At 63.9% G+C, this 23,888-nt stretch carries 15 protein-coding genes, 1 tRNA gene and 1 other RNA gene; 13 read left to right on the top strand and 4 right to left on the bottom strand.

Features of this window, described 5'->3' with window-relative positions:
• Positions 1-649: 649 nt before the first annotated feature.
• The gene (locus tag BUS42_RS38395; protein ID WP_216821129.1) at positions 650-2,089 is read left to right on the top strand and encodes a neutral/alkaline non-lysosomal ceramidase N-terminal domain-containing protein; all 1,440 of its coding nucleotides are present in this window, start codon (positions 650-652) and stop codon (positions 2,087-2,089) included.
• Positions 2,090-2,659: 570 nt separating this feature from the next.
• Here BUS42_RS38395 and BUS42_RS38390 read toward each other — a convergent pair.
• Positions 2,660-2,732: transfer RNA gene (locus tag BUS42_RS38390), tRNA-His, on the bottom strand.
• 364 nt (positions 2,733-3,096) lie between these two features.
• Between BUS42_RS38390 and BUS42_RS38385 the strand changes: the two genes are divergently transcribed.
• The 7 genes from BUS42_RS38385 (at position 3,097) to BUS42_RS38355 (ending at position 13,097) form a co-directional block, all read left to right on the top strand.
• Positions 3,097-4,134, top strand: a complete 1,038-nt coding sequence (locus tag BUS42_RS38385) for a Gfo/Idh/MocA family protein (RefSeq protein ID WP_315850758.1) — start codon at positions 3,097-3,099, stop codon at positions 4,132-4,134.
• 213 nt (positions 4,135-4,347) lie between these two features.
• The gene (locus BUS42_RS38380; RefSeq protein ID WP_074316628.1) at positions 4,348-4,701 is read left to right on the top strand and encodes a hypothetical protein; all 354 of its coding nucleotides are present in this window, start codon (positions 4,348-4,350) and stop codon (positions 4,699-4,701) included.
• Positions 4,702-5,015: 314 nt separating this feature from the next.
• Positions 5,016-5,444: a TPR end-of-group domain-containing protein gene (locus tag BUS42_RS38375; protein ID WP_074316625.1), complete on the top strand. Its 429-nt coding sequence runs from the start codon at positions 5,016-5,018 to the stop codon at positions 5,442-5,444.
• 187 nt (positions 5,445-5,631) lie between these two features.
• Positions 5,632-6,459, top strand: a complete 828-nt coding sequence (locus BUS42_RS38370; RefSeq protein WP_074316623.1) for a purine-nucleoside phosphorylase — start codon at positions 5,632-5,634, stop codon at positions 6,457-6,459.
• A gap of 143 nt (positions 6,460-6,602) precedes the next feature.
• Positions 6,603-9,476 (top strand): isoleucine--tRNA ligase, encoded by a 2,874-nt coding sequence (ileS, locus tag BUS42_RS38365; protein ID WP_074316621.1) that lies wholly within the window; start codon positions 6,603-6,605, stop codon positions 9,474-9,476.
• A gap of 122 nt (positions 9,477-9,598) precedes the next feature.
• On the top strand, positions 9,599-10,804 hold the full coding sequence (locus BUS42_RS38360; protein WP_254054082.1) for an MraY family glycosyltransferase: 1,206 nt from the start codon (positions 9,599-9,601) through the stop codon (positions 10,802-10,804).
• Entirely contained in the window at positions 10,794-13,097 is a 2,304-nt protein-coding gene (locus tag BUS42_RS38355; RefSeq protein WP_254054081.1) for an O-antigen ligase family protein, read from the top strand. Before BUS42_RS38360 ends, BUS42_RS38355 begins: the two co-directional genes overlap by 11 nt.
• Before the next feature lie 235 nt (positions 13,098-13,332).
• On the opposite strand, the gene BUS42_RS38350 is transcribed toward BUS42_RS38355, so the two are convergent.
• The 3 genes from BUS42_RS38350 to BUS42_RS38340 all read right to left on the bottom strand — a co-directional run bounded on the left by BUS42_RS38350 (position 13,333) and on the right by BUS42_RS38340 (position 18,384).
• Positions 13,333-13,758, bottom strand: a complete 426-nt coding sequence (locus BUS42_RS38350; protein WP_074316617.1) for a PEP-CTERM sorting domain-containing protein — start codon at positions 13,756-13,758, stop codon at positions 13,333-13,335.
• Positions 13,759-13,834: 76 nt separating this feature from the next.
• Positions 13,835-15,190 carry a c-type cytochrome gene (locus tag BUS42_RS38345; RefSeq protein ID WP_254054080.1) on the bottom strand — a complete coding sequence of 452 codons (1,356 nt, stop codon included), beginning with the start codon at positions 15,188-15,190 and terminating at the stop codon, positions 13,835-13,837.
• Positions 15,191-15,714: 524 nt separating this feature from the next.
• The gene (locus tag BUS42_RS38340; RefSeq protein ID WP_074316612.1) at positions 15,715-18,384 is read right to left on the bottom strand and encodes a M16 family metallopeptidase; all 2,670 of its coding nucleotides are present in this window, start codon (positions 18,382-18,384) and stop codon (positions 15,715-15,717) included.
• 370 nt (positions 18,385-18,754) lie between these two features.
• On the opposite strand from BUS42_RS38340, the gene ffs reads away from it, so the two are divergent.
• The 5 genes from ffs to rpoN all read left to right on the top strand — a co-directional run bounded on the left by ffs (position 18,755) and on the right by rpoN (position 23,464).
• An RNA gene (gene ffs, locus BUS42_RS38335) (signal recognition particle sRNA small type) lies at positions 18,755-18,852 on the top strand.
• 153 nt (positions 18,853-19,005) lie between these two features.
• Positions 19,006-20,784 (top strand): DNA polymerase III subunit gamma/tau, encoded by a 1,779-nt coding sequence (gene dnaX / locus BUS42_RS38330; protein WP_074316610.1) that lies wholly within the window; start codon positions 19,006-19,008, stop codon positions 20,782-20,784.
• Positions 20,785-20,841: 57 nt separating this feature from the next.
• Complete coding sequence (locus BUS42_RS38325) at positions 20,842-21,198, top strand: YbaB/EbfC family nucleoid-associated protein (RefSeq protein WP_083671275.1); 357 nt, start codon at positions 20,842-20,844, stop codon at positions 21,196-21,198.
• A gap of 3 nt (positions 21,199-21,201) precedes the next feature.
• A complete protein-coding gene (gene recR, locus BUS42_RS38320) occupies positions 21,202-21,807 on the top strand; it encodes a recombination mediator RecR (protein WP_074316605.1) in 606 nt (201 codons plus the stop codon).
• 217 nt (positions 21,808-22,024) lie between these two features.
• Positions 22,025-23,464: an RNA polymerase factor sigma-54 gene (gene rpoN / locus BUS42_RS38315; protein ID WP_074316602.1), complete on the top strand. Its 1,440-nt coding sequence runs from the start codon at positions 22,025-22,027 to the stop codon at positions 23,462-23,464.
• The last annotated feature ends 424 nt before the right edge of the window (positions 23,465-23,888 follow it).

Raw genomic sequence — 23,888 nt, 5'->3', positions numbered from 1 at the left:
CGTGTCCTTTCATTTGCCCCGGTCTATACTGCAACGAGGCGCCGATCCCTCACAACTTTTTCCCCAGAGTTTGCTCGAAGCGCCGAACCGTGACCGCCGGCCGGCGCGAAAGCGCCGGTGCGGCGCGGTCAAAGCCCACGACCCGGCGCGAGGTCGCCTCCTCGTACTCCCGGGCCACCGCGCACTTCTATGACGATCTGACAAGCTCTGTGGTTTTGCGCCCGTTCGGCTGAACTGGTCAACCAACACTCGTGTCCTGAACGAGACCCGGCGGGCGGGGGCCCGGCCGCCCTTTTTCCTGCCCGCCTCGAGATGGCCGTGGTGGCCAGTCACCACGTAGACCTCGTGATTCCCCGCGCGTTGTTCCAGGGGAAGCTCAGGGGGCCGCCTGGAAGGCCGGGAGTCGGAGCGCGACGAGCACGCCAATTCACGGCGATTGGAGTCGATCTGGTAGCGAGTTGCTGGCGTTGGCCGTACGATGTGGGCCTGGCCAACGAGCATTGTGTAACACAACCCTCGTCGACTGATGGCCCTGGAACCCCCCCCTCGGAATCCGTAGGAATCTCAGGAAAAGAGCCTTATGAAAAGCCGGATGCACCCTTCCGTTGTTCTCGTTGCGGGACTCCTCCTTGTGGATTTCGTCGGAACGATGACGACGGCAAACGCGGCCGACTCCTTACGAGTGGGCGTGGCCGAGTCCGACATCACGCCGCCGGTCGGGTTTCCCATGGCGGGATACTATCATGAGCGACTGTCCGACGGCACGATCGATCCGCTCAAGGCAAAGGCGATCGTGTTTCGCGATGCGCACGCGGAATCCGCGCTCGTCGTGTGCGATTTGATCGGGATCGCGACGGACCTGTCGCGTGCGATTCGCCAACGAGCGTCCGAGAAGACCGGCATCCCGGCCTCGCACATCGTGATTTCAGCAACGCACTCGCACACCGCACCCGATTACATGAAAGCACTTTACTTGAAGCTCGGAGGCGAAAGACAAGACGCGATACGAGCTGAATATATCGACAAACTTATTAATAGTCCCGTCGAGGCGATCGTCAGAGCGCATGCCGCCGCCAAGCCCGCCGAGTTGGAGTTCGGCTCGGCGACGCAGACGATACCCGTGTCGTTCAATCGCCGCTCGGTCATGCGCGACGGCAGCGTGAAAACGTGGCAGAGTTACGACAATCCCAACGTCGTCCGCGCAGCGGGACCGATCGATCCGGAGATCGCTCTACTGACGGTTCGTGACGAGGACGGCAAACCGCTTGGCATCCTCAGCAACTTCGCGCTGCACCTTGATACCGTCGGCGGGATGAAGTGGAGCGCGGACTATCCGTTCTTCATCGAACAGACGCTGCGCAAGGCGTTTGGTTCGGAGGTGATCTCGATCTTCGGCACGGGTTGTTGCGGCGACATCAATCACGTCAATCCGCGCAGCAAGGACCGCAACAAGGCCGACTTTATCGGCAACTCGATCGGCGAATCGATTCACAAGCAACTGACCCAATTGAAGCGAATCGAACGGGCGGACCTGGTCGTAAAATCGCGAGTCGTCCGTTTGCCGTTGCAAGACGCGACCAAGGAGGAGGTCGCCCAGGCGATCAAGACCCTCGCGGCGGCCAATCGCCGAGAAGAAGTCGACTTCTTCGAGCACGTCACGGCCTATAAGAAGCTGATCCTCGACCAATTTCGGCACCGCGAGCCGCACGCGGTTACGGCGGAGCACATCACATGGGGCCTCAGCCGCTCCCTGGCCGGCATTGGCGAGACACTGCCGGTGGATGTCACCGTCATGACGCTCGGCCGCGATGTCGCGATCGTCTGCCTCCCCGGCGAGATCTTCGTCGAACTGGGATTGGCCATCAAGCAAGCCTCGCCCTTTAACACAACATTGGTCATCGAACTCGCGAATTCCGTCGAGACCATCTACGTCCCGCACCGCGCGGCCTGCGTGGGCGGGAGCTACGAGGTCACGAACTCCAGCCTGCAACCGGGCGCAGGCGAGCTGCTCGTCGAAACCGCGCTCGGCCTGCTGCGCGAGGCAGCAAAGGACACGCCGAGCGATACCGAACGCAAGCCCACTCCCTGATGTTTCGGGGCAAGCCAAGGATCCGGACGAGACCGAACCTCCTGTTCTGAGCGTTCTGTGTCGCTGGGGTCTATGACCCTGGTCAGTTGGCCTTCACCCGGTGTCGGAGGCCCCAGCGACAAGGACGTGTGCGACTCGAGGGTAAACCGATGTTCATCCCACGAAAGTCAGCTGGGGCGAGCCCCCGCCTACGTTGGCACATCCGTGAGCCGTTCTGAAATCGAGAAGTGATTTACGTCCCGTTCCGAAAGGCCGGAAGCGAAACCCCATTGGATCGCTCAAAGGCGTGGGGCACAGGCACGGTGACCAAGAGTTACGACTTCCCCAGGTCGATATCGTGGCCGCCCAGCCGGACGATGGCGAATCCCTTGGTCTTGTAATGGCGAGAGTTGGAAATGGGGATTGGGCGTGGGGAAGGTTGAAGGCGATCATTAGTGAAACCCTAGCCGCCCGCCAAGTGGTTCCGAGTACGAAAATCGTCTCAGTACGACTTTTTTGGGGACGTCCGGGTTGCACTGCCGACCGCCGGCAGGAACACTAAGTCGTGTTCGGCGAGGATTTTAGAGACAGGGTGGATGACGGGATTCGAACCCGCGATATCCAGATCCACAATCTGGCGCCTTAACCGCTAGGCCACACCCACCGTCTAGCGAGAAACCCAATATAAAGATCGCGATTTCCTTCGTCAAGGTGAGCCGGACGAAACCGAGAGATTTTGGCGGCAAGGCCGTGGAGTCGACTTCGGAGTAGGGAGCCTCCTGGACACGAACTGATCGGGGTTTTGGGAAATCACCTTGACTTGGTCGGGAGCATGGTACATTACCCCCATCACGGGTGACGACGGTACGTGGTCCAGGGAGGATTGCACGTACGTTCTTGGGATCGGCCAGGTTCTCGCAACCTTCTCCAGAATTCCGGGATTAGGTCTTGACCGGGTGCGATAATCTCTTGACGCGGGATAGGTAGATTGATGGGATGGGGCCGCGTGGTTTTTGAACCCATTGGCCATGGGGCCAAGAGGTCAGACGCGGGGGTGGGGTGGAATGGCAAGTTCAGCGCTCAGGATTGGGATCGTGGGATGCGGCCTTGCGGCTCGCGTTCACCTCGGCCGACTGCTCGCCCTCGACGGGGTGCAGGTGGTTGGGTGTGCCGATCCCGACCTTAACGCCGCCAACGCCCTGGTCGCGCTCGTTCCCATCCCAGAGTCAGGGCCGCCCGCGGTCGCTTTCGCCGATCATCGCGAGTTGCTCAAGCAGGCGACTCCAACGGCGCTGGCGATTTTCACGCCCCACCTGGCACACTATCGCCCGGCGATGGATGCGCTCCAGGCGGACTGCCACCTGTTCATTGAGAAGCCACTCTCTACCAACGTCCAGGAAGCCGCCGATATTGTCGGGCTGGCCCGGGGACGGAATCGGAAAGTGGGGGTTGGGCATCAGTATCGCCTGCTCCCCAGTCTGGTCGAAGCACGTCGACGCCTGAGCGCAGGGGCGATCGGACCGCTTCGCCTGGTCACGGCGACTTTGGCTCAGAACTGGCTGGCCACGCACGTGGGGGCGGAGAATTCTTGGAGGTTCGACCCCAAAGTTTCCGGCGGTGGCGTTCTGGCCGATGCCGGAGATCACCTAATCGACGCACTTCTCTGGAGCACGGGGCAGGTGGCGACCGATGTTGCCGCTGTTCAGAACCGGCTTGAGTCGGGACTCGACCTGGTGACCGCGGCCGCCATTCGCCTGGGGGACGGAACTCCGGTGACTTTGGCCGTGGCGGGTGTTTCACCGGGCCAACTCTTTGAAATCAATTTCTTCGGCGAACGGGGGAAACTCCGGGCGACCGAGACGAGCTTGCTCGAGGAACTTGGCGATGCGCCGGCGCAGGCCGTTCCGCTCGTCGAAGCGACCGAGAGCATTGATGGAAATTTCGTGGCGGCCGTCGTGAGCGGCACGCCACTCTGCTGTCCGGCCGACGCGGCTTTGGACACGGTTCGACTCCTCGAAGCGATCGCCCGTTCGGCCGCGACTGGACAGGCGGTTCGACTTGCGTGAGCCGTGGGCTTCGAGGTTTCTCTCCCCTGAGGGAGCCTTGCCCTGACTCTGGATTGTTCGTTTGACAATGGCGTTTCGCCGCGACGATGTGGATGGCTCCGCCCTTAACCTTGGCTTTCGGGCCTCGAACGGGCGAGTCGGCCATTCCCTTTTTTTGATATCACGCGGTGTCGGGGATTACCCCGTAGAACTTTAGGCCTGAGGACTGACCTCATGTGGGACCGTCTGGTTATGCTCGCGGAACTCGAAGAACCAATGATGGGCGAAGCGAAATGGACCGACCGTTTCGCTTCGTCTCCGACTGCCCGGCACCCCGGCGACGAAGAAGAATTTGACGACGAGGAAGCCGAGGACGAGGACGACGAAATCGACGACGACTTCGACGACGAGGATGATGACCTCGACGACGATTTCGACGACGAGGATGACGACCTCGACGATGATATTGATGATGAGATCGATGGCGAGATCGACGATATCGACGTCGAAGATGAGGATGATGACCTCGACGATGATGAGGACGAGGACCTCGACGATGCCGAGGAAGATGACCTTGAGGACATCTGAGTCGGCACGCTCGGAACACTCCGCACTCTAGTTTGGGGTCAGCTTCGACGAGTGGGGCGGGCGTGAATTTCACGTCCGCCCTCTTCTTCCATGCGGACTTACCCCGGGGCTGTGACTCGAAACGCCCGCCTCGAATCGGCTCCGCTCCGCCCTCCCCGGTGATTTCGCCGAACTTCTCCTTGTTGACTGCACCTGGTTCCGGCTATCCTTGAGTCAATGTCACCGGCGGAATCCGAGGCGCTTGCGACCAGGCCCCGGTTGAGCGATTTATTTGAGGACGCAACGTTCGGGACCGGGAAGGGAGCATCTCTGCGATGGCCGCACACCAGGATCGACCGAGCGAACCCTCCTCTGAGGGCCCGGCACCCGAGACCACGACTCGGCGGCTCCGCGAGCAGAGCCAGCTCGACTTCGAAATTGAATTTCTCGGTCGCGTTCTCGATCGCGATCCGTTCTTCGCCGATGCGCTTCGGGTCCATGCCAATAACCTGGCCGCCAAGGGTTTATACACCCGGGCGCTTCAGATCGACCGCCGCCTGGTGCGACTGATGCCCGAGCGTTCGATTCCTTGGTACAACCTGGCTTGCAGCTACGCGGTGCTCGGCATTACCGACCCGGCGTTCGCCGCACTCCAGCGGGCTCTGGACCTTGGCTATCGCCACATCGATCACGTGCGCCGCGACCCGGACTTGAAGTCCCTTCGCCGCGACCCTCGTTTCGCCCGGTTGCTCCGCCGGTACTGAGCCCTTAGGGATGGCGATCTTTCCCCGTTTGAGGCGGGACGAGTCGAGACGCGACGTCGGCTGACTGACGTCCGGCTCAGCGTCGACCTCCGGGGAGTAGTCGTCGGGTTGGGGACGACTCGGGTCGGCGTCTCTCGGCCTCCGTCGAACCTGCCGATCCCGCCGACGCTCGCGATCGCCATCCATCATGACGCACCACGAATGGGAACACGTTCAGGAAGCCACGCAGGCCGTCCGAACGCGATGGTCGGGCACGCCTCTTGTGGGCATTGTCCTGGGAACGGGTCTCGGGGCCTTGGCCGGTGAGATCGATGCCGAGGCCACCATCCCCTACCCCGAGATTCCCCACTTTCCCCGCTCCACGGTCGAAAGTCACAAGGGACAGCTCGTCTGCGGCACGCTCGCCGGCCAGTCGGTCGTGGCCATGGAGGGGCGATTCCACCTCTATGAAGGGTACACGGCGGCCCAGGTCACGTTTCCGATCCGGGTGATGAAGGAGCTCGGGTGCCGCTACCTCGTCGTCTCGAACGCCGGGGGCGGGCTCAACCCGATGCACGCCAAGGGGGATCTGATGGTCATCGACGACCATATCAACCTCTTGGGCGTGAACCCACTGATCGGGCCCAACGACTCGAGGCTCGGCGTCCGATTTCCCGACCTCATCGAACCCTACGATCAGGGCTTGCAAAAACTGGCGCTTCGGGCCGCGTTGGAAGAGAACATTGTGGCCCATCGCGGTGTCTACGTGGCGGTCACCGGTCCGAACCTCGAGACACGCGCGGAATATCGCTACCTCAGGGGCATCGGCGCCGACGTGGTGGGTATGTCCACGGTGCCCGAGGTCCTGGTGGCGGTTCACGCGGGCATGCGGGTTCTTGGTTTCTCGATCGTCACCGACCTCTGCTTGCCTGACGCCCTCGTTCCGGTCAGCCTCGAAGAGATTATCGCGGTTGCCCAGGAGGCCGAGGGGAAGCTCAGGACCATCGTCAGACGCGTCCTGGAACAGTTGAACTAACGGATCGCCCTCGAATTCGGATCGAGCCCGCCGGGCCGTTTTGGCCAGCGCGGCTCCCTCCCGAATCGCCACCGCCCCAATTTTCCCACGAGCTATTCGTCACCAGCCGTGAGACAGCCGGCCTTTCCTCTGAAATTTTTGCCATGTCAGAAAACAGCAAGCCGTATAAAGAAACGCTGAATCTCCCGGTCACCCGGTTCGAGATGAAAGCGAACCTGACCGTTCGCGAGCCCCAGATCCAGCAGCGCTGGCGCGAGGCCGACCTCTACGGCCAGATTCGCAAGGCCCGTGCCGGATCCGAGCGGAAGGTCCTCCATGACGGACCCCCCTACGCCAACGGCGAAATCCACATGGGGCACCTGCTCAATAAGGTGCTCAAGGATATCGTCGTCCGGTCCCTGACGATGCAGGGGTTCGACAGCCCGTATGTCCCGGGGTGGGACTGTCATGGCTTGCCGATCGAGCACAAGGTCGTCAAAGACCTCGGCTCCAAGGCGGCCACGATGAGCCTCGCGGAAATCCGGGCCCTCTGCCAGGCCGATGCGCTCAAGTGGGTCGACCTCCAGCGCGACCAGTTTCGCCGGCTCGGCGTCTCGGGCGATTGGGAGAACCCCTACCTGACCCTCGACCGCCGGTACGAGGCCGGGATCCTCGACGTGCTGGCCGACCTGCTCGCGGGGGGATACGTCTTCCGCCAGCTCAAGCCGATCCACTGGTGCACGAACGACCGCACCGCGCTGGCGGAGGCGGAACTCGAATATCGCGACGAGACCTCGCCGAGCATCTACGTCAATTTCCCGATCGTTTCCGGGGTGCCCGAAGCGTGGGGACCGGGCCCCTGGCATGCCATGGTCTGGACGACCACCCCGTGGACCTTGCCCGCCAACGTGGCGATCGCCGCCCACCCCGACCTGACCTACGTCGGAGTTCGCTACGTCGATCCGGAGTTGGGCCAGCCTGTCCAGACGATCGTTGCCGCCGACCTGCTGGCCAAGGTCATGGCGCTTCGGGGCCTGACCGAGGTCACGGAGTTGGGGCGGTGCCGAGGCAAGGTCCTCGAGCACGCCCAGTACCGCCACCCGTTCATCGAGCGGACCAGCCCGATCGTCCTCGCCCAATACGTGACCGTCGAGGACGGCACCGGGTTGGTCCACACCGCGCCCGGGCACGGCACCGAAGACTACCAGACCGGACGCGCCTATCAGCTCCCGACCTTGAGCCCCGTCGATGCCTCGGGTCGATTCACCGACGAGGCCCCTGCCTCACTGGTGGGCAAAGGAGTTTTCAAGGCGAATCCAGAAATCATCAGCACGCTGCGCGCCGGGGGGCACCTTTATCACGAACTCTCGTTCGTACATAGCTACCCGCATTGCTGGCGGTGCAAGAAGCCGGTGATCTTCCGCGCCACCGAGCAGTGGTTCATCGGCGTCGACCGCAACGACCTGCGCGGCCGGACGCTCAAGGAGATCGACTCGGTGCGCTGGCTGCCGGGCTGGGGCAAGTCGCGGATCGACGCGATGGTCTCACTGCGCCCCGACTGGTGCATCAGCCGTCAGCGCTCGTGGGGGGTTCCGATCCCGGCCCTTGGGTGCAATGGCTGCGAAACGCAAGTTCTCACGGCCGAGACGGTCCGGCACTTCCGCGACCTCTTCCGCACCGAAGGGGCCGACGCCTGGTACACCAAGCCGGTCGAGGAGATCTTGCCGCCGGGTCTCACGTGCTCGAAGTGCGGGGGCACCGATTTCCGCAAGGAAGGGGACATCCTCGACGTCTGGTTCGAGTCGGGGGCGAGTCACCGCGGGGTGCTCGCGGGGGGCTTTGAGCTCGGCTACCCGGCGTACATGTACCTCGAAGGCTCGGACCAGCATCGCGGCTGGTTCCAGTCGTCGATCCTGACCGCCGTGGGCACGACCGGCCTCGCTCCCTTCCAGACGGTCTTGACTCACGGGTTCGTCGTCGATGAGAAGGGCCAGAAAATGGCCAAGTCGGGCGGCAACGCCGTCTCGGCCGTCAAGGCGACCGAACAGTACGGCGCCGACGTCCTGCGGCTCTACGTCGCGAGCATGGACTACGCCGACGACATCCGGATGAGTGAAAAAGGCATCAAGGAGATGTCGGAGGCCTACCGCAAGATCCGCAACACGTTCCGCTACTTGCTGGGCAACCTGGAAGACTACGCGTCGTTCGACCCGGCGAGCGTGCCCCTCGAGTCGCTCCACGAGATCGATCGCTGGGCGTTGCGCCAGCTCGACGAGGTTGCGGCGGACGTCAAAGGGGCCTTCGAGCGGTTCGAGTTCTACCGGGTCTTTCAGCGGATCTACCAGTTCTGCTCGGTCGAGCTCTCGAGCTTCTACCTCGACGTGCTCAAGGATCGGCTCTACGCCGAGCTTCCCCAAGGGCCCGATCGCAGGGCCGCGCAGTTCGTCCTGGCGAGGCTGCACGACGTCTTGACGCGATTGCTCGCCCCCTTGATCCCGCATACCGCGGAAGAGTTGTGGGAGCTGCTCCCGAGTTCGCCGGACAAGGTCCCGAGCGTCCACCTCGCCGCTTGGCCCGAAGCCGAGTCGAGCACGAGCACGGCGGCCGAGTCGACGATCCCGTGGAAGGACTTGCTCGTCTATCGCGCCCTGATCTTGCGGGAGACCGAGTCGCTGCGCAAGAGCAAGAAGATCGGGAGTAACCAGGAGGCGTCGGTCGAGCTCTATACCGACTCGTCCGAAACGGCCGAGTTCCTCACGCGTCACCTCGACCTGCTGACCTCGGTCTGTATCGTCGCGGAGCTCGCCGTCGTTCGGGTAGAGAAGATCGAGAACGTCCAGGGCGAGCGCGGCTGGGCCGAGGATGAAACTCACCTGGTGGATCTTGAGCATCGACTGGTGATCCGGGCGTCGAAGTCGCCGGCGGGCAAGTGCGAACGCTGCTGGAACCTTCGCCCGACGGTCGGTCAGTCGGCCGCGCATCCGAGCTTGTGCGAGCGTTGCGTGGGGGTCATGTCGGCCTTGGATTCCCGTGTCTGATCGAGTTCGGGCCAGGATGTTCCCGGAGCGTTGTTCCGTCTCGTCGTGACCCAAGAGCAGGGTGATGGCTCGAGGGTCACTGGGATTTCTCCGTTGGCGAGTCGATGCTCCGGGAGCAGTTCATGGTTTCGCGGGACGCGTGGGTCGTTGCAAGTGCGGGGCTGAGCCTGGTCTTGCTGGCGTTCGCACTCAGTGCCTGGTTTTGCGCGTTGGTGCGCCAGTGGGCGCCACGCCTGGGACTGATCGACGTTCCGGCCGGGGCCGGACACAAGGGGCACAAGATGCCGACGCCCCTTGGTGGGGGCCTGGCGATCTGGCTGGCCACGGTGGTTGTTCTCGCGCTGGGCGCCCTCGTGGCCGGTTTTGGCCGCGGGGCGCTCCCGGTCGAACTGGCGAAGCATGTGGGAGGGGTCTGGGAACGCGCTGGGGAGCTAGGCACGATCGTGGGGCTGGCGACCCTTGTGATGTTCATGGGACTCGTCGATGACCGGATCACGCTTGGCTGGCGGCTCCGCCTGGGCGTTCAGGTCGGCCTGGCGACGTTGCTCGTTTGGTTCGGTGGGGTTCGGGTGACGCTTTTTGGGCCCCTCAACTCCCCGGTTCTGGGGGGCGCCGTGTCGATTCTCTGGGTGGTCGGGCTGACCAATGCGTTCAACCTGCTCGACAACATGGACGGCCTGGCGGGGGGCGTCGGCCTGATCGCGGCCTTGCTATTCGTCGGGGCGCAAGTCGCGGTGGGGAGTCTGTTCGCGCCCGCGGTGCTCTTGGTGCTTGTCGGAGCGCTGGCCGGGTTCTTGGTCCACAACCGCTACCCCGCGCGGCTGTTCATGGGCGACGCGGGAAGCAACTTCCTGGGGTTTATGCTCGGGGCGTTGACGATTGCGGGGACCTATTTCCGGTACGACGCCAAATCATCGTCTTTTAATGTGTTGGCTCCCCTCCTGGTGATGGCGGTTCCGCTTTACGATACCGTGTCGGTCATCATCATCCGGCTCCGCGAAGGGCGGAGCCCTTTTATTGGAGACCGCAGGCATTTTTCGCACCGACTGGTCGAGCGCGGCTTGACGCCGCCGCAGGCGGTTCGGACGATTGATCTAGTGACACTGGCGGGGGGGCTAGGAGCGCTCTTGCTCCATCAGCTCGACGCCGTTGGGGCGTGCGTCGTTCTTGCCCAGACGTGCTGCCTGCTCGGGGTGGTCGCGATCCTCGAAGTTTCCGCAACCCGATCTGATCGGAGTGAGTCCAATCATGGCCAGGAGAAGCCCGCGGCCAACCGAACTTCCGAACCCCAGGTTGGATCGGAAGGGGCCGGAATTCATGGCGGATGAGTCCGACGCCGAACTGGCGGCCTGGCTGGGCGAACGTCTCCGCCGGGTGGCCCTCGGCCTGACCGTGGCGTTGTTGACGGCGCGTGCCTACTGGCCGAGCGAGGTCGACCCCAAGGCCGAAGGGGGGGCCGGCCTCTACTGGGACCTGGCGGTCTTGCTCGTGGCGGGGCTCGCCGTCGCCTCGGGATTGATCGGCGGGGTCGTGCGGATTCGCTGGTCGTGGACCGATGCCGCGGTGATCGCCCTGATCACGCTGGTCGGCATGAGCGCGGGGCAGGCGTACGACCGGCGCCTGGCGATCAACCTTGCCTGGGATTGGGGCGCGGTCGGTCTGGCCTATCTGTTGGTGCGGAATTTGCCGAGGACGCGCACGGAGTCGGTCGTCGTGGCGGGAGCGCTGATGGCGACCGCCGTCTCGGTCGCCGTCTTTGGGCTCTACCACGCCGGGGTGGAGATGCCTCAGACCCGAGCGTTCTTCAACGCACATCGTCTCGAAGTTCTCAAGCAGATGGGATACGCTCCTGACTCTACCGCGGCCAAAATGTTTGAGGATCGGCTGAACTCGACCGAGACAATGTCGACGTTTGCGCTGGCCAACTCACTGGCTGGTTTTCTGGTCGGCCCACTCGTTTTGATGGTCGCGGTCGGCTGGGAAAACCTGATCCGTCGCGACGGGCGCGGGTCGCGTTTGGCAAGCCTGGTGCTGGCGATTCTCCCGGCCCTGGCGATCCTCGTCTGCCTGATCCTGACCAAGAGCCGCAGCTCTTACATTGGCTTCGCGGTCGGCCTGCTCGCCCTGGCCTGGTGTGAATGGCGGAGCGCGTCGAAGAAGACCTTGCTCCTCGTTGCGTTGGGTGGCCTCGTCGTGATCGGCGGTCTTGTCTCGGCGGGGCTGGCGACCGGTAAGCTCGATCGCCAGGTTCTGACCCAGTCGCCGATGTCGCTTCGCTATCGTTGGGAATACTGGGTCGGCGCCTGGCGGGTCATCACCGAACGCAAAGAGGTCTTCTGGGGAGGGCGTGGGCCGGGCAATTTCACGGCTCCGTACCTCCGGCACAAGCTGCCTGAAGCCAGCGAAGAGATTTTCGACCCGCATAACCTCGTGCTCGAGGTCTGGTCGACCGCGGGCGCTTTGGCGATGGTCGCGCTCGTGACCGGGCTGGCCCTGGCGTTTTGGAACTTGCTCCGTCCTGCCCCGGCACCGACGGACTTGCCATTGGAGGTTTCGAAGCCGCGGTCCGCTCAGGAATGGTCGAGCGATCCGCCGAGGAAAACGAACTGGCTGCTCGTGTGTGCGGGGGGAGGTTGGATCCTGGCGTCGATCCTGGGGACGCTCAACCCGTTCGAGGGCGACATGCCCAACCGCTGGTTGATCATCGGTTTGGCATGGGTCTGGGCGGTCTTGTTCGGGATGCAAGTCTGGCGGCGGGTGTCGATCTCCGCAGTCGGGTTCGGGGCGGGTGCGTTGGCGATCGCCATCAATCTGCTGGCGGCGGGTGGAATCGGGATCGCGGGGGTGGCGCTGATGCTCTGGTCCCTGATCGCGCTCGGTTTGAACCTGCGCGAGGACCGGCCCTGCGGTCGGCTCCGAGAATCAGGAGGCCGGTTCCTTGGGTTTGGCCTCGCCCTGGTCTGGGCGGCCTTGCTCGGCACGTTTGTCGGGGCCATTGGTCCGTTCTGGCGGTCCGAGGCCGCGATCGCCGCGGCCGACGCCGCGCTTCGCGCCACTCCTCCCAAGTTTGAAGTGGCCGAGGCAGCCTACAAAGAGGCCTATGCCTTCGACAAATACAGCGCCCGACCGTGGCTGGGCCTGGCCTTCGAGAAGTATCAAGAGTGGGAGTCGCGCGGAGCCAAACCGGAGGACGCGCGCTGGAAGACGATCCCCGCTTCGATGGTCGAAGCGGTCTCACCCCCGCGGAACCCGAATTCCTGGACCTTGCACCGCGAACGGGCCAAGGTGACCCGACAACTCCTTAATCAACTCGGAGATAAACTCAAACCGGGCGAGCTCACGACCTATCGCGCGAACATCGTCGAGGCCACCCGCCGCGCGTCCCGACTGTACCCGAGCAACGCGACCCTCCATGCCGAGCTGGCCCTGGCGAGCGCCGAGATCGGGATGTATGGCGACGCCGCGAACGAGGCCGAGGAAGCGTTACGCTACGACGACAACACGTCTCACGCCGACAAGAAGTTGGCCGCTCCCCTCCGAAAGCAGATCAAAGCCGAATTGCCGGGCTGGAAGAAGTCGGCCATCGGCATGCCCGCGGGGGGAAAGATGCCGAACAATTAAGAGTCTTTCGCCTGGGAAGTTTCGCTCGCCCTAAAGGCGAGCGGGGAGCGTAAGCTCCCTGTCTTTGGTTTTATTCGCTGGTGTCAAACGGAGAGCAAGGCACGTACGCTCCCAGTCTTCGGTTTCACCCGCCGGTGTCGAACGGAAGATAACAAGCGTACGCTCCGCGCCCACCTGAGAAGTTTCGTCCGCCTGGAAATCAAGCAAGCGTCACACGCATTCCAGGACGATTCTCTCAGGCCAGAGGGCGATTGCGGAGCAGGTGACGTCGCGCGGCCAGGCCAATCAATCCGGTGACAACCAGGACGATCGAGGCGGGTTCGGGCACCGTGCGGTTTTTGGGGGCCGTTGGGGGAGCGTCGATCCTTCCCGCCTCATGATCATCAGGCGACTGGTTGAGGGGAAGAGGCCCGGACGCGCCGAAGGGGGACGTTGGCAGGCTTGCCTCGATGGCGTCCCGGATGCCGGGGTCAAACGAAAGCGGGAGCCTCGGCGCTTGTCGGGAGCCGGCCGAGCGTTCATGAAGAACCGAAAGGAACGTCCGTGAGGCCGGTCCGATCGGGTGGGTGATGTACGGGCTCGCTTCGACGCGAGCGGCGAAGGCTGCGAGGCTCAGCAAGATGCCAAGCGTGATCTGGCCGAGCACTTGGGGGCGTTTCATTGGACACGACTCCCTGGCCAAATCGATGGTGGGCTGGGCTCCGCCCGGTGCGACCGGCTCTGGGAAGCGAATACGCTCATCTCCGAGGACGTGATTGCGCGGCGACGGAGTTCGCGGAAAGGGAGAGCTCCTCGTCGAAGTCGATAAAGCCAATCATCATCTCATCGAAGGTTTGCTCGCCCCACCGGACCGTGAGCTTCGGGTCGGGATTGGCCGGGTTCGCTTCCGAGTTGTCGAAGTGGGCCAGACAATCGATCTTGGTTCCCGCCGGCATCGGTTTGGGCTCGGCGAGGCGGTAGACACTCTGCCAGCCGAAGTCGTAGGCAGGGACCGACAATAGCAGCTCGGTGCGGCCGTCGGGATACGTCGCCGTGTAGCGGAAATCTTTGCCACGCAAGTGCATATGAGGCATGAGGCTGAGCAGTTGGGCGTCATGGGCGAAGCGGTACGAGGAGCGAACCGCGTGATTGGCCGCGCCCGGTGGCAGGGCGAAATGCTTCTGGCTGATCCCCTTGGTGAACGCACGTCGATGGATCGGGCTTCGGGCGAAGACCAGCCCCACGGAGGATTGATCGGTCTGAACGGTGCCAATCGGCGTGTAGTGGACCTCGATATTAAGGACCGCCCCCGCAGGGAGGTGTTTTGCGGTCCCCGGCGGAAAGATCGAGGGGAGGTCTCCGGGGGCGTAGCAGACCAACTCACGGAGCTCGTCGCTCATTCGATCTCCCTTGGGCCGATCGTCCGCCAGGAAGACGCAGATGTGGTGGACCACGGCGCGGTTGCCCGGTCGCGCCTCCGCCGCCTGGATCCAATGATCTTCGGTGAAGCCGGTCTCAACCTGGAAGCGTTGGTAAGAGAGGACCCCCTCCGCGACCACCTCATAAGGCGTGGCCATGGTCAGGATCAGGTCGGGCGTGCCGATTGCCCAGCCGTTGGAGAATTTTTTCTTGGGAGGGAGATCCTTGGGGTCACCCAGAGGGGTTCCTTGATCGATCCAGGCGAGTAAGGTCGCTCGTTCCCGAGGTGAGAGGCTGCGATCGTTCAGGAAGTGGCCGACCCTCGGGTCGGCGTGCCAGGGGGGCATCCGACGGCTCTCGACGGCTTCTCGGATCGGTTTTGCCCACCGCCTGGCCTCGTCGTAGGTCCGCAACGCGAAGGGAGCGACCTGGCCGGGGCGATGGCACGACTGACACTTCTCTTGGAAAATCGTCGCCACGTCCGACGCGTAAGTTACCTGCCCCACGACGGTTACAGGCGGCTCGCTTGACTTCAACTCCGAAACGAGCGGGGCCGGGACCGGCCGAACCCGCGGAAGCGACCCCTTTACGCGCCGGGCCGGGACCGCAGCGGTTCCTTGCCCCTTCTCTCGCGCGAGAATCAGGCCAAGGCCCGCGACCAGGACGAAACCGAGCGCGATCGCTACTCGACACATTCGCCAGGTCGGCATCTGTTCACCTAGAACTCTCGGTCGAAAGAACCCGTGGATTTGTGGGATTTCCCTTCCATGGCTTCGAAGATGTCGTCGCCGCGGTGAGGAGTGGGGGGAACCGTGGGCTTCATATAGCAAATAACCGGTTTCGCTGAAAGACGGATCGACAGGTGGGGGCTCACTCGTCCCCTCACGTTCGGGGCGCCAGCGCCATGAAACCGAGGTCGTCGAGCCGGTCTCCCTCCCGGGGGCGGAGTGTCGATCTCAGGTCAAGCGTCGCCGAACCCGTGATGAATTCATCAATGATTTGCGATGGATCGGCGGTCAGGATTGGATTCATCCCGTAGGGTGGGCACGGCCCATGATCTCTATCTCTTTGCCAAGTATGAGGTTAAGAGGTGGGCCGTGCCCACCCTATGGGAATCGTTGGACACACGATGACGCCACAGCCGATCGCGCCACAGCAGGGGGGAAACAGGTTCGCACTCCCTCGGGAGGGAGTCGTCTCGATCGGGATTGACTGACTTCTAAGCACATTCGACGTTCGGACGCTGGCGGCGGCGGACCGGCCCGAACTCGACGCGGATCAAGGCGGCCGGATCGAGGTGGGTCCGGGCGGCTCGGCGGACCTTGGCCGTGCTCACGCGCGAGATCCGTTCGGGCCAATGGATCGGCTCGTCCAACGGCAGGCCCCAACGCTCCAACTCCAGGAGGCGTTCGGCGCGTTGCTCGACGGTCTGGAAGTCGAACACCCAGGAGCCGGCCAGGTAGCGGCGGGCGCAGTCGACCTCGTCGTCCGAGAAGGCGCCCTCGTGCATGGCACGCACCTGCTCGGCGATCGCGGCGACGACCCGGTCGGCCTCGTCGGGCATAGTGCCCACGTAGACGCGAAAGAGGCCGGGGACCACGTCGGCCGACTCGGTGATGCCGCCGCCGACCGAGTACGCCAGCCCCAACTCGTCGCGGAGGATCCGGCTCAACCGGTCGGTGAAGCCCGGTCCGCTGCCGAAGATATGGTCGAGGACCGCCAAGGCGTCGAACTCGGGATGGTTGCGGGGAATGCCGAGGTGACCCAGGACGATGTGGACCTGTTCGCCCGGTTGGGAAACCCGGCGCACTCGAGGCCGAGCCGATCGCACCAGCCGCGGATAGTCCTCGAGGCTTCCGCCGCGCGGTTTCCAGCGGTCGAAATGGGTTTTCACCAGGCTCGTCAGCTTCTTGGGGTCGAAGTCGCCGGCCGCGACCAGGAACGCGTTGTCGGCCGCGAAGTGCTTGCGGTGATGCGCTTTGACGTCCGAGTGGGTGAGCCGGGCGATGTCCCTGCTCGAGCCTCGCGGGTCGCGGGCATAGGGATGGTCGCCATAGACGAGCCCGCGGAAGATCAGGTCGGCGCGGAACGCCGGATCCTCGCGGTCGCCCTGCAACTCGGCCGCGATTCGTCGCTTCGCCCAGGGAAACGCCTCTTCGGGGAACGACGGGTGGAGGGCGACGTCCGCCAGAATTTCCACCGCCAAGGGCAAATCTTCCGCGCGGACCCGAAGCGAGACGCCCGTGGAGCCGACGTCGAACGTGCCCCCGACATCTTCGATGGCCTCGGCGAGGGTTTCGGCCGGCCTCGTCTTTGTCCCTTCTTCGAGCAGTCGTCCGGTCAGGTAGGCCAAGCCGGGCTTGGACTCGCGGAGTAACCCGGCATCGACGAACAACTCGAGCGCCACGATTCCTGTCTCAGGCCGGCGCTCGTAGATCAAGCGCATGCCATTGGAGAGTGTGGTCCGGTGCGGTCGGTAGTCGGTCAGCCGCGAGTTGCCGTCGGGGATGGTCAGCAAGATCGGCCGATCGGGGCTGGGCGGGGGCGCCGTCCAGGTCACGTCGGAAATGGTCTCGGAGGGGAGCAGGACGGTCATCGTCCGCCCCGAACGGGGCATCGACCAGCCGCTTGTGAGGCTCGAGTCGACCAGGTAAGTGGAGGCGACACGACGAATATCGTCGGGTGAGACGGCCATGGCCGCGCGGTGCTCGGCCTGCCAGGCCCGCCAGTCGTCCCAGAGTCCAACATTGCCCAGGCCGGCCGCCAGGCCTGCGAGGTCTTCTTGTTCCCAGCGCCAGGCGGCTTCCAGGCGATGCCGCGACCGCGACAACTCCTCGGGAGTTGGCCCTTCCTCGGCGAGCTCGGCGATCAACTCGGCGATCGCATGCTCGATCCGCGCCGGTTCCACGTCGGAGGCCGCCTCGACCTGCAAGAGAAATTGCCCGGCCCAGCGCGCGTCATCCTGGCCGGTCTCGACCCAGGTGGCGAGCTTGCGGAGCTCGACCAGCTCGTTCCAGAGCCGTGATCGTCGCCCGCAGGTCAAGAGGTCGGAGAGGACGTTGAGCGCGGGGCCGTCGGGATGCCCCCTCGGCACGCTGTGCCAGCCAAGCAGGCCACGCGCCACCGACTCGGCGTCAACCAGCGTGAAATCGCGTCGGCCCATCTGACGCGGTTCGGTGAGCGGCGGTGGGAGCCGTGGGTCGACGCCCGGCCGCAACGGCTCGAAATGGGCTGAGACCCGGTCGAGCGCACGCTCGGGATCGATATCGCCGACGATCACGAGCACGGCGCCGTCGGGGCGATAGTGCTGGCGGTAGAAGCCGCGGAGATCGTCGACGCCAATCCGCGCCAGGTCGTCGGGCCAGCCGAGGATCGGGTTGCGATAAGGATGGCGGAGATACGTGAGCGCCAGATGGGTCTGGTCGAGCCGGCCCATCGGTGAGTCGAGGTCGCGGGCCCGTTCCTCGCCGATCACGTGGCGCTCGGCTTCGACTTCGCGCGGGTCGAAGGTGGCCCCGCGCATCCGGTCGGCCTCGACCTCGAGGGCCAGCTCCCACCGATCGGACGGGAAGGCGAACCAGTAGTGCGTGCAATCCTCGCCGGTCTCGGCGTTCGATTGCCCGGCCGCCACGAACGCAAGCCGGTCGATTTGCCCCTTGGGGAATCGCTCGGTCCCCTTGAACAGCATGTGTTCGACGAAGTGGGCCAGCCCGGTCCTTCCGGCCGGCTCATCGACCGAACCGGCCGGGTAGTAAAGGTCACAGACCACGACGGGGGCGTGGGTTCTCGGCAGGACTAAGGCTTTGAAGCCATTGGCAAGCGTCCGTTCGAAGACCGGCAAGTCCCCCACCCAGGCCGGTGATGGGCGGGCGGTCAATCGTCGGGCCATGGCTGCCCCTTTCTCGAGGCTGAGTGACATCGATGGCGACCGGGACCCAGCGCGGGTCTCGAAGACGCCCGGCTACGACGGACGGCCAGCGCCAACCGTGGCCTTGGGACCGGGAAGAGCGGACGTCTCGCCTTCCCGCCAAGGGGTCAGGAGACCTCCGCTCAAAGGGTCGCAGCCCTCTCCAACTCTTATGGTCATCAAGTCGGCCGTCAATCGCAAGGTGAATGCCCCGGAACCGAATCCAATCACCATCCTCGGAAAGAGCATACCCGCGCAATCTTGGGCTTGCGTCGAGGAGCCCAATCCCCCACAATAGCGACGTCAGCCGGGTCAACCGCCAAGAGTCAGTTGGCGGGGGTCTGGGTGAGCCGGGGGGGACCCGGGCAATGGGGGCTTGCGAACCTGGTCAGGCCGGGAACGGAGCAGCCATAAGCATCGCCTTCATGTGCCCGGGAGAACCTCCCCGGCTCTCCCAGTCCCCTGCGTTTGATGTTTTTTTGATCTTGCGAAGCCCAACCCGGTCGCGAGGTTCTCTCATAAAGAACCAGGGCATTTCGCCCATCTCCCCAAGGCCCGACGGAGCGTGCCTCCTGGCCCAGCGCCAGTCCGGCCAAGCCCCCAATGCCCCAGCCGGCCGATCCTTCGAACTACACGGTCGTTGCTCGACGCTACCGCCCTCAGCGGTTTGAGGATGTCGTCGGCCAGGACAACGTCGTCGAATCGCTCCGTAACGCGATCAAGCTGAACCGGGTCACCCACGCCTACCTGTTCTCAGGCACTCGAGGCGTCGGCAAGACCTCGATCGCGCGGATCTTCGCGAAATGCCTCAATTGCGTGAAAGGGCCGACCGACCAGCCCTGCCTGCAATGCGATATCTGTCAGGCGATCGCGACCGGGGAAGACGTTGACGTCCTCGAGATCGACGGTGCCAGCAACAACGGCGTCGAATCGGTTCGCGAGCTGCGGCAGAACACCGGGCTCAGGCCGAGCCGGTCTCGATTCAAGATTTACTACATTGATGAAGTTCACATGCTTTCGACCGGTGCCTTCAACGCTCTCTTGAAGACGTTGGAGGAGCCGCCGCCGCACGTGAAGTTCTTTTTCGCCACCACCGAACCGGGCAAGATTCCGGTGACGGTGCTCTCCCGCTGCCAACGCTATGATTTCGCCGGGATTACCCCCGAGCAGATCGTCGCCACGCTCAGCGACATCTGCGTTCGCGAGCAGATCGAAGCCGAACCCGAGGCGCTTCAGACCATTGCCCGCCGTGCGGGAGGGTCGATGCGCGACGCCCAGTCGCTGGTCGAGCAGCTTCTCTCCTCGGCGGGAGAACGGCTGACCGTCGAGGCGGTCCACCGCCTGCTCGGCACCGCCAGCGACGAGCGGATCCTCGACGTGGTCGACGCCCTGGCCGACCATGACTCGGGGGCGATCCTCCAGCTCGTGGATGCGGCGGCCAATCAGGGGATTCAGCCGACCGACCTGCTCAACGGGGTGATCGACTTCCTCCGCGACGTGATGGTGCTCTCGGCCGGAGCCGACCAGACGGTGCTGACCGCAACGCCTCGCCAACGTCCGCGACTCCAGGCGGTCGTCGACCGCTGGCCGCTCGACTCGATTCTGGCCGCGTTGCAGATTTTGCCCGAAACCCGCTCCCGGCTGCGAGGGAGCTCCCACGGCCGAACGATCATCGAAGTCGGCCTGGTGAAGGTGGCGCGGTTGGAGAACCTCGCGGAAATCAGCGACTTGGTCGGGCGGCTCATCGCGCTCGAGGGCGGTCTGCCGCCGATGGACCCCGCACAGACCCTTGTAAAAAAAAAATTAGCCCCCCCTGATCCCGAGCCTTCGCCCCCCTTGACGGCGCGAGGCGAGCCCGCGCGGACTGCGGATTCCGTCCCCACCCCTGCCCTTACCTCCACCTCCTCCCCTCCGCCGCCACCCGCTTCGCGAACCGAGCTCGCACCGGCCCCCCGTGCTCATTCCGCCGCGCCGCTCGTCTTGAGCGAGGTCGTGGCGATCTGGCCGCAAGTCGTCCAGAAGGTCGGGCTTGGGCTCGGCAAGGGCTTGAGCCAGGTCGTTCCCACGGCGATTTCAGAGCCGGACGTCCTGGTCATCGGTGTGCCGCCGAGATACAATTGGATCGTTGAGGACTGTGGAACTCCCCAGTCATTGGCCAAGATTGAAGAGGCGCTCGCGAGCGTCTTGAACCGACCGGTTCAGCTTCGATTCGAGCGCTCATCCAAGGAAGTTGCCTCGGCAACTCCGACGGCCGTCACGGAACCCAATCGCCACGACGAGGTGTCCGACGACCCGATGGTCCGAAAGGTCGTGGAACTTTTCGAGGCCCGCCCCGTCCTGATGGAAGCCGAAGAAGATTTGACCCGGTCCTCCAACGCCTGACGCTCGTAGGGAATGTGCTGGGCGCCACGTTCCGCGAACCCATCAAGAAGGTTTGTCGTGTTTAATAATCTAGGCAACCTCGCGGACATGATGCGGAATGCCGGGAAGATCCGGGAGACCGTCGAGAAGGCCACCGAATCGCTCGGTCAGCTCCACGTCGAGGGGACAGCCGGCGGCGGGGCGGTCACGGCCAAGGCGAATGGTCGCCTCGAGTTGCTCGCGGTGCGGATCGATCCCAAGCTTCTGGCCGACGGCGATGCCGAACTGCTGGAAGACCTGGTGACGGCTGCCGTGAACCAGGCGCTGACGAAGGCCCGCGAGGCGGCCGCACAGTCGCTTTCGTCGCTCGCGGGCGGTTTTCCGATTCCGGGATTGTCGGGTCTGCTCGGTCCGGGTGGTGGCGGAGGAGCCTGAGCCATGGCGGGTTACTCGGTCACGGTCGACCGCCTGATCGATGCGTTCGGACGCTTGCCGGGCGTGGGGGCGAAGACCGCCGAACGTCTGGCCCACCACCTGCTCAAGTGCCCTGCCGAAGAGGCGCTGGCACTGGCCGACGCGATTCGTGATGTCCGCGATCGGGTCCGGCACTGCGAGACCTGCTTTCACCTGACCGAAGCGGAACACCCCCGTTGCGGGATCTGCCGCGACCCCAGGCGCGACGCGTCGGTCGTCTGCGTGGTCGAGCAACCGCGCGACCTGCTCGCCCTCGAAAAGGCCGGCACGTTCCAAGGAGTCTATCACGTGCTGCTCGGCCGCCTCGCGCCGCTCCAGGGGATGGGCCCTGACCAATTGACCCTCCCTGCTCTCGAAGCGCGCGTCCGTTCCGGGACGATCCAGGAGCTGATCATGGCGACGAACCCGAACCTCGAAGGGGACGGCACCGCGCTCCTGGTCGCGACGCGATTGGCCGACACCGGGGTCCCGATCACCCGTCTGGCCCGAGGCATCGCCTCGGGAAGCGTTCTGGAATTCGCCAACAAAGAAATGCTGGCCGACGCGATCAACGGTCGACAACGGTTTTGAGGAGTTTTTGAAATTTTTCAGGAGAGTGTGTAGTCGACGGTGAGATGGCACTATAATTGCTATGACTGAGGCCGTGTTCGGGGATGGTGGGACAAGATGAGCCGCGGTGGCCTGGGGTGAGTCGTCTCTGAGGCTCTTGTCTGCCAGGAAGTGGCCATCGCGACGTCGTTGCCGGGATTGCCCAATATTCCTCTCTTCCACGACGGAAAGCAGGACCATGCGTCTCGATACTTCCCAGCAGATGCGTACCGATATGCGCCTCCGCATGGCGCCTCGCATGATCCAGTCGATGGAAATTCTGCAGTTGCCGCTGATGGCGTTGCAGGAGCGAATTGACCAGGAATTGAGCGAAAACCCGGTTCTCGTCGACCTCCGAGAAGCCCCCGCTCCGGAGTCGGACGGCGAAGAGGCTCCCGCCCCCCCCGAGGAGCCCACGACGACCGAGTTCGAGGCCGACGGCGGGATGGACGGCCAGGACGACTGGTCGGAACCGTTTGGAGAAACGCACCGCCTGAGCCGGGCCGCGATGAGCGAGGAGGCCGATCGCAAACATGACGCGATGCAAAACATGGCCTCCCGGCCGCGCTCGCTTCATGACGACCTCGACGATCAGCTCGGCTTCCTCGACCCCGAGCCCACGGTCCGCACCCTGGCTCAGTACATTATTTTTAACCTCGATGAGAACGGGTATCTGAACCACGACCTCAGCGAGATGCTCCGCGACTATGGTGGCGACGCCACGATGGCCCAGGCGGAAGAGGCGCTTGGCCTGGTTCAGAAGCTCGACCCGCTCGGCGTCGGCGCCCGGAACTTGCGGGAATGCTTGCTCCTGCAGCTCAATCAGGACATCCCGTCGCGGGAAATCCTCCACGTCTTGATCTCGAACCATCTCGACGACCTCCAGCAGAACCGGCTCCCCGCGATCGAGAAGAAGACCGGGATCGCGATCGACGATATCAAGGAGGCGATGGAACACCTCCGTCGTCTCAACCCGAGGCCAGGTGCTCGGTTCGCCCCCGAGAGCACGCAGTACGTGGTGCCCGACCTGGTCGTCGAGGCCAACGAGCATGGCGAATACGAAGTGCGGCTGGTCGATGAGCACACGCCCCAGCTCTCGATCTCGCGCTACTACCAGATGCAGCTCAAGAACAAGGCCACCGACGCCGCCGCCCGCGAGTTCATCCAAAAGCGGATCCAGTCGGCGCGTTGGCTGATCGAGTCGATCGAGCAACGGCGAAATACCTTGCTCAAGGTCGCTCGAGCGATCATCGACCACCAGAAGGATTTTCTCGACAAAGGGCCCGAGTTCATCGAGCCCTTGAAGATGCAACAGATTGCCGACCGTGTGCATGTTCACGTGACCACGGTGAGCCGGGCCGTCGACGATAAGTGGGTACAGACCCCCCGCGGAATTTTCGCGCTCAAGCGCTTCTTCGGAGGGGGCACGACCACCACCGACGGTGAGGAAGTCGCTTGGGACACGATCAAGCAGAAGCTGCTCGAGATCATCGCCAAGGAAGACAAGCAGAGTCCCCTCTCCGACGAGGAGATCGTCGAGGAACTGAGTCGGCACGGCTTCCCGGTGGCGCGGCGCACCGTGACCAAGTACCGCCGGACCCTGCGAATTCCCTCGAGCCGTCAGCGCAAGCAATTCTGACCGGTGGTCAGGTGGGTCTGCCCACCCATTTGGGTATTTTGCGGGAAACATGGGACAGGGAGCTCATCCTCATCGCTCGCTTGCGACCGTTCACGGTCCAGGCGAGCGGAGAGTGTCAGCTCCCTGTCTTTTTGATTTTGACGGCTGACCCAGAGTGCAGGAGAGGACTGGGCCGGTGTCGGTGAGGAGGAGGGTGCCGAAGTCTCGCTCGCGTCCCGGGCCGGAGCCGGTGCGAAGTATGAAACCCCGATCGCAGGTGACAGCGAAGGCTGGGGTGTACATGTCTTATGATGGTGCTCAACGTACCCGCCCCGGAATTCGGCGGTCCTCCCTTGCATCCAAACGACTGGAAGCAGAGCGGACGGAATCGCTTCCGGTTGAGTGGGATAACGATATTCCGTATTGAAGCGAACCCGACACTCCC

Source organism: Singulisphaera sp. GP187 (assembly GCF_900129635.1).
In the GTDB taxonomy this organism is placed as follows: domain Bacteria; phylum Planctomycetota; class Planctomycetia; order Isosphaerales; family Isosphaeraceae; genus Singulisphaera.
Note: the sequence above shows the minus strand (reverse complement) of the source record. Positions and strands in the feature narration are given on the sequence as shown.

What these genes read in the sequence shown, in the direction of transcription:
- BUS42_RS38395 (WP_216821129.1), top strand. Translation starts at nt 650, where the DNA reads ATGACGACGGCAAACGCGGCCGACTCCTTACGAGTGGGCGTGGCCGAG.
- BUS42_RS38385 (WP_315850758.1), top strand. Translation starts at nt 3,097, where the DNA reads ATGGGGCCAAGAGGTCAGACGCGGGGGTGGGGTGGAATGGCAAGTTCA.
- BUS42_RS38380 (WP_074316628.1), top strand. Translation starts at nt 4,348, where the DNA reads ATGTGGGACCGTCTGGTTATGCTCGCGGAACTCGAAGAACCAATGATG.
- BUS42_RS38375 (WP_074316625.1), top strand. Translation starts at nt 5,016, where the DNA reads ATGGCCGCACACCAGGATCGACCGAGCGAACCCTCCTCTGAGGGCCCG.
- BUS42_RS38370 (WP_074316623.1), top strand. Translation starts at nt 5,632, where the DNA reads ATGACGCACCACGAATGGGAACACGTTCAGGAAGCCACGCAGGCCGTC.
- ileS (WP_074316621.1), top strand. Translation starts at nt 6,603, where the DNA reads ATGTCAGAAAACAGCAAGCCGTATAAAGAAACGCTGAATCTCCCGGTC.
- BUS42_RS38360 (WP_254054082.1), top strand. Translation starts at nt 9,599, where the DNA reads ATGGTTTCGCGGGACGCGTGGGTCGTTGCAAGTGCGGGGCTGAGCCTG.
- BUS42_RS38355 (WP_254054081.1), top strand. Translation starts at nt 10,794, where the DNA reads ATGGCGGATGAGTCCGACGCCGAACTGGCGGCCTGGCTGGGCGAACGT.
- BUS42_RS38350 (WP_074316617.1), bottom strand. Translation starts at nt 13,758, where the DNA reads ATGAAACGCCCCCAAGTGCTCGGCCAGATCACGCTTGGCATCTTGCTG.
- BUS42_RS38345 (WP_254054080.1), bottom strand. Translation starts at nt 15,190, where the DNA reads ATGTGTCGAGTAGCGATCGCGCTCGGTTTCGTCCTGGTCGCGGGCCTT.
- BUS42_RS38340 (WP_074316612.1), bottom strand. Translation starts at nt 18,384, where the DNA reads ATGGCCCGACGATTGACCGCCCGCCCATCACCGGCCTGGGTGGGGGAC.
- dnaX (WP_074316610.1), top strand. Translation starts at nt 19,006, where the DNA reads ATGCCCCAGCCGGCCGATCCTTCGAACTACACGGTCGTTGCTCGACGC.
- recR (WP_074316605.1), top strand. Translation starts at nt 21,202, where the DNA reads ATGGCGGGTTACTCGGTCACGGTCGACCGCCTGATCGATGCGTTCGGA.
- rpoN (WP_074316602.1), top strand. Translation starts at nt 22,025, where the DNA reads ATGCGTCTCGATACTTCCCAGCAGATGCGTACCGATATGCGCCTCCGC.